Origin of the sequence: Sinomonas sp. R1AF57, from assembly GCF_002224485.1 — a bacterium.
GTDB lineage: Bacteria > Actinomycetota > Actinomycetes > Actinomycetales > Micrococcaceae > Sinomonas > Sinomonas flava.
The window spans coordinates 3,597,254-3,610,435 of sequence record NZ_CP022463.1 but is presented as its reverse complement, the minus strand read 5'-3'; the positions used below and the strand labels follow the sequence as shown (position 1 = coordinate 3,610,435).

Genomic DNA, 13,182 nt, shown 5'->3' with positions numbered 1-13,182 from the left:
GCTTCCCCCCGGGCCGCGCCACACGGGTTCGCGTCTACCGCACGGCGTGGTCGTTTCCGCGCATGCGCACCGCGACAACGATGCCTGAGAGCGCCGTGAGGCCGGCGACGGCGGCGATCGCCGTCGGAAGGCCGTAGAGATCCGCGAGGACGCCGGAGACCAGCGCTCCCACGGCGAACCCGCCGTCCCGCCAGAGGCGGTAGATGCCCACGGAGCGGGCACGCCAGGCCGGATGTGCGACGTCGCCTATCGCCGCGAGCAGCGTCGGGTACACCATCGCGGTGCCGAGCCCGAGCAGGACGGCTGCGGCGAGCCAGACTGCGAAGCCGTGCCCGGCCGCGACCATCACGAGGCCGACGGCCTGCACGAGCATCCCAGCGGTGATGAGCCACTTGCGGCCCCATCGGTCGGAGGCGGCGCCCGTGACGAGCTGGCCTGCGCCCCAGACTGCGGGGTAGGCGGCGGCGAGGATGCCGATTTCGCCCAGGCTCAGTCCTGCCGAGGCGAACAGGATCGGGAAGAGGCCCCACGCGAGGCCGTCGTTGAGGTTGTTGACCAGGCCGGCCTGGCTGACCGAGGACAGGGATCGGTCGGTGAAGCTCGTGAGCCGGAAGACCTGCCCGTTCGTGAGCCCGGCGTGGGCGCCGCCATGGGAGTCCACGTGCTGCGCCGCCTCGAGCTTGACGTGGTGGTGCGTCTCGCGCACGAACAGCGCTGACATGCCGAGGCCCACGGCGATGTACGCCGCGCCGACGAGGAAGGGGCCGGGGCGCAGGCCGTAGTGCCCAGCGATGTAGCCCGTCACGAGTGCGGTGAGTGCGACGCCGAGGTACCCAGCGGCCTCGTTGAGCCCCATCGCGAGGCCCCGCTGCTGCGGGCCGACGAGGTCCATCTTCATCACGACCGCGGTGGACCAAGTGAGTCCTTGGCTGATGCCGAGGAGAACGTTCGCCGCGACGATCCAGCCCCAATCGGGCCCGAAGATCAGCAGGAGTGGCACGGGCAGCGCCACGAACCACCCGGCGACGAGCACGGGCTTGCGTCCGAAACGGTCCGAGAGGGTTCCGGCGAAGTAGTTCATCGCCGCCTTCGAGAGTCCGAACGCGAGGATGTACGTCAGCGCGCTCGTGTAGAGGCTGAGGTCGAACTCCTTCTCAGCCAGCAGCGGCAGCACTGTGCGCTCCTGCCCGAGGGTCCCCCCTACGAGTGCGTTTACGGCCACGAGAAGCATGAACTGGGAGAGGTTCTGCCGCAGTCCGAGGACAGGCGGGGCGCTGGCGGTCTTCACGAGTGGTTCTCCAAGAAAACATGGAATAGGATTGGATTCAGTATTACATGGATCTTTGGATCTTTGGATCCTTGGACGCAGATCCTTGGACGCAGATCTTTGGACAATGAGGGGAGTGCCGATGGCGGAGCTCGACATGAGGTCATCGAAGCGGGCCGACAAGGCCGCGCTGTTCGAGGAGTTCGCGCGGGTGGGGAAGGCGCTCGCGAACGGCAAGCGGCTCGAGCTCCTGGACCTCCTGACCCAGGGGGAGCGGAGCGTCGAGGCGCTCGCGGCCGCGGCGGGTCTTGGGCTCTCCACGGCGTCGGCCCACCTGCAGACGCTCCGGCAGGCGGGGCTCGTCGCCACACGCCGCGAGGGCACCAGGATCTTCTACGACGTCGCCGGCCCGGACGTCCTGCGCCTGTACGCGCTCCTGCGCGGCGTCGCCCAGGAGCGCGTGGCCGACGTCGAGCCGCGCCGTGTGGCCTACCTGAGGCTCGCGGGAGCGCGCGCGCACGAAGAGGGGCTGACGCGCGACGAGCTCGTGGCCCGTGCGGCCCAGGGAAGCGTGACGGTGCTCGACGTGCGGCCGGAGGACGAATACCGCGCCGGCCATGTGCCGGGCGCCCGGTCCGTGCCCCTGGACGAGCTCGAGGCCCGGCTGGCAGAACTCCCCCCGGGAGCCGACTTCGTGGCGTACTGCCGAGGTGCGTACTGCGTGATGGCGTACGACGCCGTCGACCTCCTCCGCGCGCATGGGCGCCGCGCGCAGCGGCTCGAGGACGGCATGCTCGAGTGGAGGCTCGCGGGGATGGCGGTCGAGTCTGGCGCCGGCCCCCGTCCCGTCTGACTGGCAGGCTCCGGGCCCTGTGGGCGCTCGGTCAGTGGCTGTAGTCTCCGCGGCTGTACTCGAAGACCCAGCCGATGAGCCCGATGGCGCCGAATGCCGCACCGATGGGAAGGATCCAGAAGGCGATGGCCAGGCCGAGGAAGGTCACGGCGCACGCGGCGCCGAGGAAGACCGGCCACCAGCTCCAGGGGCTGAAGAATCCCTGTTCGCCCGCGCCCTCGTAGATGTGGGCATGGGGCCGATCCTCGGGTCTGCTGCCCACGCGCCGCCCAGTCAGCCAGAGGTAGGTGGCGATCATGAGCGCCAGCCCGGCCACGAGGGCGAGGGGGATCCCGCCTCCGAATTCGGCGAAGTGCGTCAGGACCGCGTAGATGGCCCCTGTGACGAGCAGGAAGACGAAGAGCACCGCGAATATGAGTGTTTCGGCCTTCATGGGCTCCTCCTGGATGGTCTGTCCCCTCGCTCGCCTTATGCGTTGAGGCCGCCCCAGGGGGGCGGGCTGTCGGCGAGCCGGCGGGAGGCTTCGAGCATGGCCGCGTGGACGAAGGCCTGCGGGAAGTTGCCCCGCAGCTGGCGCTGTTCGACGTCGTACTCCTCGGTGAACAGCCCCGGGGTCCCGCAGGCCGCCCGATTCCGTTCGAACCATCGGGCCGCCTCGAGGGGCTGGTCGCTCTGGTGCAGGGCCATGGCGAGGTCGAAGCCGCAGAGGAGGAATGCTCCCTCCGACAGGTCCAGGGGGCGGCGGTCCTGCCGGAAGCGGTAGAGGTAGCCGTTGCGGGCGAGCTCCTCGCGGACGGCCCGCAGGGTTGCGATCGAGCGCGGGTCCTGCGGTGCCACGGCGCCGCGGATCACGGGGCGGAGGAGCGCGGCGTCGACCCTGCTGTCGGTGGGGGACCGCTGCCAGCGCCCGCTGGGGTGGAGGCAGTCGTTCGTGACGTCGGCGATGAGCCCGTCCGCCTGGGAGGACCAGAGGGCGCCCTGCGGCGCGGGGGCGTGGCGGCCGATAGCCCTCAGCCCGGCGGCGCAGATGAGCCGAGAGTGGGCCCACCGCTCGTTGTCGAGCTCCCACATTCCGGCGTCGGGTTCCGTGTGCCTCTGGGCGATGGCGTCCGCGGCGACCTCGGCGGCCTTCCACTGTTCGAGGTCCAGCCGGTCGTTCTCGGCTGCGGCCGAGAAGAGGAGCAGGGCCTCGCCGAACACGTCGAGCTGGAACTGGCCGTTGACCCAGTTGCCCGCCCGGCCGGACCCGCCGGGGTAGCCCGGCAGGCCGACGTCGTGCTCGTCAGGCACCATTCCCCCGTCGACGGTGTAGGCGGGGTGCAGGTTGGGCCCGTCCTCGAGAAGCCTGGCGGCGACGAAGCCGACCGCGTCGTCCATGAGCGGAAACTCCTTGCAGGAGGCCGCGGCGACGCCTACAAAGCACTGGTCGCGGATCCACGCGTAGCGGTAGTCGTAGTTGCGCTTCTGCTGCGCGCGCTCGGGCAGGCCCATGGTGGCTGCCGCGACCATCGCACCGCCAGCGCCGGTCATGCCGCGCAGGACGGCGTACGACTGGCGCGCGTCGTCCGGGGCGATGGTGTTCCCGAACTGCGGCACCTCGCGCTGCCATCCGTACTCGGTCGCAGTCCATGTCTGGTCCGGCTGGATCAGCTCGCTGGGAAGCTCGGTGTCGGAGACCTCGAGGACGAGGTCGTAGTGCTCGCCTTCGGGGACCTTCAGCGTGAACTCGACTGCCCCGTTCTGGGCCTCCGCCCCCGACGCGCCCGTGAGCCTGATCCTCAGCGGGCCGCTGCGGGCGGTCCAGACTCCGTCGTCCCTGTGCAGGCGTCCCATCCGGTGGTGCCCGAAGCCCGCGCGGACGTCGACCATGACGCGGACCTCCGCCGCGCCCTGCACGGCGCGGATCCGGCGCAGCAGGATGGCGCGGTGGTGGTCCCCGGGGTATGCGAGGGCTTCGCGGCACTCGATGATGCCGGTACTCGTGATCCAGCGGCTGACCCAGATGAGGGTCCCGTCCTCGTACTGCCCTCCCCAGACGAAGCGGGGATCGGCCGGCGTCACCGCGAAGCAGCCCGGGCCGCCGAGGAGCGTGGAGAAGACCGCGTCGTCGTGCCACTTCGGCACGCACATCCAGGAGATGTCCCCGCGTGGGCCGATCAGGGCTGCCCGCATCCCGTCGGCGAGCATCGCGTACTCCCGGAGCACATGAGGTGCAAACTGCTCGGGCATGCCAGCAGGCTAGGGCAACTATTGCGCGAGAGCAATAGAAGGACACATCATATCTTTTGTTTCAGACTATCTGTTGCGGGAATGCACTTATTGCGTGAGGTCCGTGAGTGCGTGCACGGTCGCTCGCGGGCCTCCGCCGACGGGGGCGTCAGACAGCGAACCGACCCACAGCCGAGGGGAATGAGGCCTGGAAGGAGCAGTCCAGATGGAAACAGCACGCCGGGTTGTCGTCGTCACGGGGGCAAGTGGCGGGATCGGCCGCGCCTCGGCCATCGCCTTCGGGAGGGAGGGAGACGCGGTAGCGCTGCTCGCGCGCGGCGAAGCCGGACTCGCCGGGGCGGCCGCCGAGGTCGAGGGCGCCGGCGGGAAGGCCCTCCCCATCGCCGTCGACGTCGCGGACGCCCACGCCGTGGACGACGCCGCCGAGCGCGTGGAGCGGGAACTGGGTCCCATCGACGTGTGGGTCAACGTGGCTTTCACCTCCGTCTTCTCACGCTTCGACGAGATCGAGCCCGAGGAGTACAAGCGGGTGACTGAGGTGGCCTATCTCGGGTATGTCTACGGGACGATGTCCGCTCTGAAGCGCATGAAGGCGCGGGACCGCGGGACGATCGTGCAGGTCGGCTCTGCGCTTGCCTATCGTGGGATCCCGCTGCAGACCGCGTACTGCGGTGCCAAGCACGCGATCCAGGGGTTCAATGAGTCGCTCCGCACCGAGCTCCTGCACGAGGGCAGCGGCGTCAGGACCACGATGGTCCAGATGCCGGCGGTCAACACCCCGCAGTTCTCGTGGGTGCTCTCACGCCTGGGCCACCAGGCGCAGCCCGTTCCGCCGATCTACCAGCCCGAGGTCGCGGCCCGCGGCGTCGTGTACGCGGCGGCCCACCCGCAGCGCCGCGAGTACTGGGTAGGCGGCAGCACTGCGGCCACCCTCATCGCGAACGCCATCATGCCGGGCGTCCTGGACCGCTATCTCGCGAAGACGGGATTCCAGGCCCAGCAGACCCCGGAGCCCCGCGACCCCGACCAGCCCGCCAACCTGTGGAAGCCAGCCGATCTTTCGCGAGACTTCGGAACCCACGGGATCTTCGACAGCAAGTCCTCCGGCCGCAGCTACCAGCTCACGGCCTCGCACCACCATGGCGCGGTCGCGGCGCTGGCGGGGACCGTCCTCGTCGGGGCTGCCGCCGCGGCGACTGCCCTCCTGCGGAAGGGCCTCCGGTGAAGCCCCTCGAACTGCTGCGGGCCGCCTACGGGACCGCTGAACTCCTGGCCCCCGGGACCGTCGAGGGCCTGCTCATAGGCCGTGCGCCGGACCAGCGTGCCCGGGCCGTCATCCGCATCCTGGGTGCGCGGCACCTGCTCCAGGCCGCCGTGACAGCCCGCGGAGGGCGCACCCTCCATCGCCTCGGCGGCGGGGTCGACCTCGTCCACGCCCTCACCATGGTCGCCCTGGCCGCGTTCGACCGACGACGGCGACGCCCCGCCGTCGTCAATGCCGCCGTTGCACTGGCCTTCGCCGCAGGGGAGTGGCGGTGACCGGCTCAGCGTGCATCAGCACACGTGTCCCTTCTGAACCAGGAGCCGCATCATGAGAAAGGCCCATGAGACCCCACTGGAAGGCATCGACCGGCTGCTCGAGAACGTCGAGAAGGGCCGGTTCGAGCGGTCGCTCTCGGCGCTGACCGCCGCCGGCGCCCTCGTCACCGCCGCCGAGATCTACTTCGAGCATGACAAGGCCAGCTTCGGCAATCCGTGGATGTGGGCGCCGGTCGCGCTCGGCCCTGTCGGGGCAGCCGCGGGCGTCGCCGGGTTCTTCAGCCGGCGCATGGCCAAGACGGCCCTGCCGCTGGCCAGCGCGGCGATCGTGGCCAACGGACTCCAGGGAACGTACCTCCACGCGCGGGGCATCGCCCAGAAGCCCGGCGGGTTCTCGAATCTCCGCTACAACCTCGAGATGGGGCCGCCGCTCCTGGCGCCGCTCCTGGTGACCCTCGTCGGAGGCATGGGACTGCTCGCCTCGGTGCTCAGGAGGGAGAAGTGAGCGCGCTGCCGCTCCCGTCCGGGGAGGGCGGCGGCCGCTACCCCGGCTTCAGCAGCGCCGACCAGTCGAAGCACTGGGACCGGGTGACCCAGGGCGTGGTCCTCGCCAGGCTCGGCCGCCCTGCCGACATCCGCTTCTTCACGGTGCGCGAAGAGGCGATCGCCGGCGCCCTGTTCGACCAGCTGCTCGGGCAGCACTCCGACCCGCGGGTCCCGGTGCTGAACATGGTGGACACCCGGCTGGCCGAGGCGCAGACGGACGGCTGGCGCTATGCCGACCTTCCCGAGGACGGACAGGCGTGGCGGGACACGCTCGCGGCGTTGGACGAGGACGCCAGGGAACGCTTCGGGGACGGCTTCCCCGAGGTGGGACAGGACCATCAGGCGTCGCTCCTGCGCAGGATCCAGGAGCTCGGGACCGAGACGTGGCACGGCATGGCCGCGGCCAGGGTCTGGAGCCTGTGGACGCGGTACGCGTGCACTGCCTTCTACTCCCATCCCTGGGCATGGGACGAGATCGGCTTCCCCGGACCCGCCTACCCCCGCGGCTACAAGAACCTCGGACTCGACCGGCGGGAGCCCTTCGAGGTCCGCGATGCGAGGCCCCGCGAGGACCCGGTGGAGCGGGGGAAGGGGGGCGCGCGGTGAGCGCTCTCCGCGAACGGAACGGCTCGGCGTGGCTCCTGCCGCCGCGGCCGGGGATGAACCACGGCCTCCGCAGGGACATGCGCCGCTTCGGTGACCAGGACGAGGTGGACATCGCGATCGTCGGCTGCGGCGCCGGCGGGTCCACGCTGCTCCAACGCCTGGCCACGGCCGGGTGGAAGGCCGTGGCGTTCGACGCCGGGCCGTTCTGGGACCCGGACCGGGACTGGGTCAGCGACGAGGCCGGCTCGCACCACCTCTACTGGACCGAGCCCCGCGTGATCGACGGAACCGATCCCGTGCCGCTGGGCTCGAACAACTCCGGCCGCGGGGTAGGCGGGTCGATGGTCCACTTCGCCGGGTACACCCCACGGTTCCACCCGAGCGACTTCCACACCTACAGCCTCGACGGCGTCGGGGCGGACTGGCCGCTCGAGTACTCGGACCTCAAGGGCTTCTACGAGGACATCGAGGAGGAGCTGCCCGTCGCAGGCGAACCGTGGCCGTGGGGGGACCCGCACGAGTACACCTACCGTCCCCACCCCGTGTCCGGGAACGGGGAAGTGTTCCTGCGCGGCGCGCTCGCCCGCGGGATCACCGCGAAGGTCGGGCCGGTCGCGATCGCCAACGGACGGTTCGGCAACAGGCCGCACTGCATCTACCGCGGCTTCTGCCTCCAGGGCTGCAAGGTCAACGCCAAGGCCTCGCCGCTCATCACCCACATCCCCGACGCGCTCGCGCACGGCGCGGAGGTGCGCGCCGACTCCATGGTGACCCGCATCGGCTTCGACGAGCACAGCGGACAGGCGACCGGCGTGCGCTACGTGCGCGGCGGCGTCGAACGCTTCCAGCGCGCCCGTCTGGTCGCCGTTGCCGGGTACTCGATCGAGACCCCGCGCCTGCTGCTGAATTCCGCCAACCCGCGGTTCCCCGAGGGCATGTGCAACGACTTCGACCAGGTGGGCCGCTACCTCATGGTCCAGGGCGCGCCCCAGACCGGAGGACGCTTCGCCTCGGAGGTGCGGATGTACAAGGCGCCGCCGCCGGAGGTCAGCACCGAGGACTTCTACGAGACGGACCCCTCGAAGCCGTACAAGCGCGGATTCTCCCTCCAGACAGTCTCGCCGCTGCCCATCACCTGGGCCGAGCACGTGGCCTCGCAGGGCCATTGGGGCCAGGACCTGCGCCGCTACATGAGCGACTACCCGCACTGGTCGTGCCTCGGAGCGCTGTGCGAGTTCCTCCCGCTGGCCGAGAACCGGGTGACCCTCGCGGACGAGAAGGACCGCCACGGGCTGCCGGTCGCCAAGTTCTCCTACAGCCAGTGCGAGAACGACCGGATGCTCATGGAGGCTGCACAGACCGCCATGGAGGAGATCCTGACCGAAGCCGGCGCGGAGGAGACGATGACCGTCAAGCGCTACGCCCACCTCGTCGGCGGCGCGCGGATGGCCCGGGACGAACGGCACGGCGTCGTCGACTCCACCGGCCGCAGCTTCGCCGTCCCGAACCTCTACATCACCGACGGGAGCATCCTGCCCACGCAGGGCAGCGCCAACCCTGCCCTGACCATCATGGCCCTCGCAGCCCGCACCGCCTCGATCCTCATCAACGGCAAAGGAAACTGACATGGCATCCCAGACCGTGGCCGACTACCTGCTCTCACGCCTCCGGGAATGGGACGTGGACAAGGTCTTCGCCTTCCCGGGCGACGGCATCAACGGCGTCCTCGCCGCCTTCGGCAAGGCAGACAACCAGCCGAAGTTCATCCAGGCCCGGCACGAGGAGATGGCCGCGTTCGAGGCCGTCGGCTACGCCAAGTTCAGCGGCAGGGTCGGCGTCTGCATGGCCACCTCGGGCCCCGGCGCCATCCACCTGCTCAACGGCCTCTACGACGCGAAGCTGGACCACGTGCCCGTCGTCGCCATCGTCGGCCAGACCGCCCGCAGCGCGATGGGCGGCGCCTACCAGCAGGAAGTCGACCTCCTGACCCTGTTCAAGGACGTCGCCTCCGACTACCTCCAGATGGTCACCGTTCCCGAGCAGCTTCCCAACGTGCTCGACCGCGCCATCCGGATCGCGCTCGGCAAACGGGCCCCCACCGCGATCGTGATCCCGAGCGACGTCCAGGAACTCGAGTACAGCGCTCCGACGCACGCCTTCAAGATGGTTCCCTCGAGCCTCGGGATCCGCTGGCCCCGGACGCAGCCCGACGACGAGGCCATCCTCGGCGCCGCGGACCTGCTGAACCAGGGCGAGAAGGTCGCGATGCTCATCGGCCAGGGAGCCCGAGGAGCCGCGGCCGAGGTCCGCGAGGTCGCCGACCTCCTCGGCGCCGGCGTGGCCAAGGCGCTCCTCGGCAAGGACGTGCTCGCCGATGACCTGCCCTATGTCACGGGCTCGATCGGCCTCCTGGGCACGCGCCCGAGCTACGAGATGATGATGGAGTGCGACACGCTCCTGACCGTGGGCTCGAGCTTCCCGTACACGCAGTTCATGCCCGAGGAGGGCCAGGCCCGGGGCGTCCAGATCGACATCGACCCCGGCATGATCGGGCTGCGGTACCCGTACGAGTACAACATCGTGTCCGACGCCGCCGCGGCCCTGCGCGCGCTCATCCCACACCTGCGCCGGAAGGAGGACCGGTCCTGGCGCGACGACCTCGAGTCCAAGGTCATCCGCTGGTGGGAGACGATGCGGGCCGAGGCCATGGTGGAGGCCGACCCGGTCAACCCGATGCGCGTCTTCTCCGAGCTCTCGGACCGGCTCCCCGCCGACGCCATCGTCAGCGCCGACTCCGGCTCGTCCGCGAACTGGTATGCCCGGCAGCTGAAGTTCCACGGCACCATGAGGGGGTCACTCTCGGGCAACCTCGCCACGATGGGCCCCGGCGTCCCCTACGCCATCGGGGCCAAGTTCGCCCACCCCGGACGCCCGGTGATCGCGTTCGCCGGCGACGGGGCCATGCAGATGAACGGGCTGAACGAGCTCATCACGATCACCCGCTACTGGAGGGAATGGGACGATCCGCGGCTCATCATCGCGGTCCTGCACAACGACGACCTCAACCAGGTGACGTGGGAGATGCGCGCGATGGGCGGTGCGCCGGCGTTCCGTGAATCCCAGGACCTCCCCGACGTCGACTATGCCGCCATCGCCTCCGTCCTCGGCCTCGGCAGCATCGCCGTGGGCAGCCCCGACCAGCTCGGGCCCGCGTGGGAGAAGGCCCTCGCGGCCGACCGCCCGACCCTTCTCGACGTCCGCACCGACCCGGACATCCCTCCCATCCCGCCGCACGCCACGTTCGAGCAGGCCCTCAACAGTGCCAAGGCCATGCTCAAGGGCGACAGCAGCGCCTGGGGAGTCATCCGCGAAGGGGTGAAGACGAAGGCCCAGGAGTTCCTCCCCCACCGAAGCGAGAAGCACTGAGCAGTCAGCATCACAGCCGGTACCGCAGCGGCGCCGAGGGGTCGGGGGAGAGCGCGTCGACGGCGTCCTTCGCCGCCGCGCTCTGCCCGTTCGAGGTGAAGCGCGGGACTGACCGGCTCTCCGGGTCCGGCGGCGAGATCCTGTCGCACATCTTGTTGACGTGCAGCCAGAGGTTCGTGTCGAACCAGTAGCCCGTGTGGCTGAGGATGCGCGGCAGGGCCTGCCCATAGACGTACCTGTCCGAGGGTGGGTCGAGGAGCAGCACGTCAACGCTCCCGACGGCGACCGTCTCGTCGCCGCTGTTGGCGGGCACGTCCCAGTCCGCCTCGACGTCCCCGCCGATGTAGTCGGTGAGGTAGTACAGGTTCTTCCACCGCACGGGGGCGAGGCCGCCCTTTCCCGCGGCGAGGCACCTCAGGAGCCCGTCGCTGAACAGCGCCGGGAAGGCCCACCGGTAGAGCTTCGCGAGCGGGGCACCGAACGTGACGAGGCCGATCTCGTGGTCCTTCGTGTCCTTGCGCTCCGAGCGCCGGGCCACGGTGGCGGCGGCGATCACGCTGCCCTGCGAATGCGCGCTGAGCACCACCCGGCCGCCGTTGTCGTGGATCCACCAGATGCGGCGCGTCAGGTCGGGGACGGCCCGCTCCGCGTACGCGGGCGGGGCGAAGGGGTGGAAGGCGCGGGGGAAGAACGTCCCGACGTCGAAGGGGACCATGAGGAGCCGCCGCTTCCGCTCGTCGCGGAGCGCGTACCGCACCACGAATCCGTAGGCGACCGGCAGGACGCCCACGATGCCCATCACGGCACCGGGGAGGATCACCGGAGGATCCTGGGCCATGAACAGGACCCAGAGCGGATAGGCGAACGCCCCGACCAGGCTGGGGACCGCCACCACGATGACCAGGGCCGCGGCGAGGGCGGGCGTCCTCTCGGCGATGACCCGCACCGTGGCCGTCCTCCGGACCCAGGACGTCGGCTCGCCCCGCCCTCCGGGGTCAGGATCGAGCGCCGAGTACATCCAGGCCTCCCGGTCCTTCGCCGCGGCCGCGGCGGCGGCATCCTGGACTGCGGGGGGCGAAAGCGCGGGCTCTACGCCGTCCGAAAGGCGGTAGGCCCGGCGGAGGTCCGCGGTGAGCGTCACCGCATCCTTCCGGACGCGGGCCCACAGGCGCACCCCGGCGACCATCAGGAGCCCGACCAGGACGGCGCCGAGCGCGCACACCAGGATGGTCTGGACCGAGATGACCGCCTTGGGCACGCAGAGCACGGAACCGTCGCAGCCGTCGGCCGCGCCCACGCCGTACCTGACCGGGCCGAGGCCCAGGGCGACGAGCAGCGTGGCGGACACGAGCACTCCGTTGGCGAGCACGAGCGCCACCGCGTTGAGCACCACCGGGGCCGCCCAGGGGAAGACGCCGATCCGCGTGTGCGCCTCGCGGTCGCCCGTCGTCTCCCTCCTCCGCTCGGCCCTGCGGCGGGAGGCCCACGCCGCGATCTGCTGGACGATGAGGGGGAGCAGGAGGATGACCGAGAGCCCCCAGCCAGTATTCACCGCAGCGACGATGCCGGGCAGCACGCCGTCGGGCTGCCCGGGGTCGGCGGGCAGCAGGAGGGCGGCCGCGACCGCGGCCCCGAGCGCGGCGACCGAGGCCCCCAGGAGGACCCAGGACAGCGGCCCGCGCGCCTCGTCCCCGGCAAGGGCCACGAGCACGGCCGCGAGGACCAGCACGGCAAGGACCAGTGCCGAGACGGCGAGCACTGCGACGGCGGCCCCGCCGTCCGGCGCCCCGGCGCCCTGCCCCTGTCCCGCGCCGACAGCGGCCACGCACCAGGCCAGCATCGCCGCGGCCACGCCGATCCCGGCTGCAAGGTGGAGGTTGGAGAGGTGCGAGTGCCAGAGCCGCCCGGACCAGAAGGCGGGGCTCCGCAGGCCCCCGGGCTGGGCCGCCGCGCAGCGGGTTGAGGGCTCCGGTTGGGACTCCTTGTCCGCGGGCGGCTCCACGTTCTCGTACCGGTTCCGGGAGACCCGGGCCAGGAGGTAGAACAGGACTGCGACGGCCACAGGCGGCAGAGCGCCCCACGCCAGGCGCACGCCGAGGAGGTCCCGCGGGGCCAGGGCGTCCAGCACGCCTGTGGCCCACAGGTGCTCTCGGCAGGGGACCTGCCCGAGGCACTGGAACGCCACCGTGTCGAGGCTCGGCAGCGTCACCATCACCGCCACGCTGACCGTGAGCGCCAGGGCCGCGAGCCTGGCACACCAGCGGAACGCGCGGGTGGTCGGCGGCCTCTCGGCCTCCTCCGACCCGGACATGACGCGCCGCCGTGCCATCCAGCCGGCCATGTTCGCGAGCATCGCCGGAGTGAGCAGCGTCCACAGCACGCGGACCGGCGAATGCGAGGTCAGGCCGCCCCACGCGTACGCCTCGAGGTGGCGACCGCGCGAATCGGCAGTCCGGTAGAACCCGGCGATCCGGTCACCCCAGACCCTCGTGGGCTTGAGGTCGCCGAGGAGCTCCTCCGGGGTGAAGCCGCCCACACCGTGCACGCGGATTTCTGTGAGTCCGGCCAGGGCGGCTGGTTCCGGTACCAGGCCCCCTGACCCGTTCGAGTCTCCCGTCACGCCACAAGTTGACCACCGCGGGCAGCGCGCGGGAATACGCGGCACGATCCGATGCGCGCGACTTTTCGGGCCCGCGGATGACGCAGGGCCGGGATC

Annotated in this window: 11 protein-coding genes; 7 read left to right on the top strand and 4 right to left on the bottom strand. The window is 70.9% G+C overall.

Annotation, left to right across the window (positions count from 1 at the left end; translation table 11 throughout):
- Positions 1 to 34: 34 nt before the first annotated feature.
- Positions 35 to 1,231 carry an MFS transporter gene (locus CGQ25_RS16670; protein WP_208713144.1) on the bottom strand — a complete coding sequence of 399 codons (1,197 nt, stop codon included), beginning with the start codon at positions 1,229 to 1,231 and terminating at the stop codon, positions 35 to 37.
- A gap of 193 nt (positions 1,232 to 1,424) precedes the next feature.
- Between CGQ25_RS16670 and CGQ25_RS16665 the strand changes: the two genes are divergently transcribed.
- Complete coding sequence (locus CGQ25_RS16665) at positions 1,425 to 2,120, top strand: metalloregulator ArsR/SmtB family transcription factor (protein ID WP_208710939.1); 696 nt, start codon at positions 1,425 to 1,427, stop codon at positions 2,118 to 2,120.
- A gap of 31 nt (positions 2,121 to 2,151) precedes the next feature.
- On the opposite strand, the gene CGQ25_RS16660 is transcribed toward CGQ25_RS16665, so the two are convergent.
- On the bottom strand, positions 2,152 to 2,553 hold the full coding sequence (locus CGQ25_RS16660; RefSeq protein WP_208710938.1) for a cytochrome c oxidase subunit 4: 402 nt from the start codon (positions 2,551 to 2,553) through the stop codon (positions 2,152 to 2,154).
- A 35-nt stretch (positions 2,554 to 2,588) separates the two neighbouring features.
- Complete coding sequence (locus CGQ25_RS16655; protein WP_208710937.1) at positions 2,589 to 4,349, bottom strand: glycoside hydrolase family 15 protein; 1,761 nt, start codon at positions 4,347 to 4,349, stop codon at positions 2,589 to 2,591.
- 205 nt (positions 4,350 to 4,554) lie between these two features.
- Here CGQ25_RS16655 and CGQ25_RS16650 point away from each other — a divergent pair, with 205 nt between their 5' ends.
- From CGQ25_RS16650 to CGQ25_RS16625, 6 genes are read left to right on the top strand one after another with little or no spacing between them, the layout of a single operon-like run.
- Complete coding sequence (locus CGQ25_RS16650) at positions 4,555 to 5,574, top strand: SDR family oxidoreductase (protein WP_208710936.1); 1,020 nt, start codon at positions 4,555 to 4,557, stop codon at positions 5,572 to 5,574.
- On the top strand, positions 5,571 to 5,888 hold the full coding sequence (locus CGQ25_RS16645; protein ID WP_208710935.1) for a hypothetical protein: 318 nt from the start codon (positions 5,571 to 5,573) through the stop codon (positions 5,886 to 5,888). Before CGQ25_RS16650 ends, CGQ25_RS16645 begins: the two co-directional genes overlap by 4 nt.
- A 52-nt stretch (positions 5,889 to 5,940) precedes the next feature.
- The gene (locus CGQ25_RS16640) at positions 5,941 to 6,393 is read left to right on the top strand and encodes a hypothetical protein (protein WP_208710934.1); all 453 of its coding nucleotides are present in this window, start codon (positions 5,941 to 5,943) and stop codon (positions 6,391 to 6,393) included.
- Positions 6,390 to 7,040 (top strand): gluconate 2-dehydrogenase subunit 3 family protein, encoded by a 651-nt coding sequence (locus CGQ25_RS16635; protein ID WP_208710933.1) that lies wholly within the window; start codon positions 6,390 to 6,392, stop codon positions 7,038 to 7,040. Before CGQ25_RS16640 ends, CGQ25_RS16635 begins: the two co-directional genes overlap by 4 nt.
- The gene (locus CGQ25_RS16630) at positions 7,037 to 8,665 is read left to right on the top strand and encodes a GMC family oxidoreductase (protein ID WP_222703672.1); all 1,629 of its coding nucleotides are present in this window, start codon (positions 7,037 to 7,039) and stop codon (positions 8,663 to 8,665) included. Before CGQ25_RS16635 ends, CGQ25_RS16630 begins: the two co-directional genes overlap by 4 nt.
- A gap of 1 nt (position 8,666) precedes the next feature.
- Positions 8,667 to 10,466 carry a thiamine pyrophosphate-requiring protein gene (locus CGQ25_RS16625; protein ID WP_208710932.1) on the top strand — a complete coding sequence of 600 codons (1,800 nt, stop codon included), beginning with the start codon at positions 8,667 to 8,669 and terminating at the stop codon, positions 10,464 to 10,466.
- Between the two features lie 10 nt (positions 10,467 to 10,476).
- Here the strand turns inward: CGQ25_RS16625 and CGQ25_RS16620 are convergent, their stop codons facing one another.
- A complete protein-coding gene (locus CGQ25_RS16620) occupies positions 10,477 to 13,011 on the bottom strand; it encodes a hypothetical protein (RefSeq protein ID WP_208710931.1) in 2,535 nt (844 codons plus the stop codon).
- Positions 13,012 to 13,182: the final 171 nt, after the last annotated feature.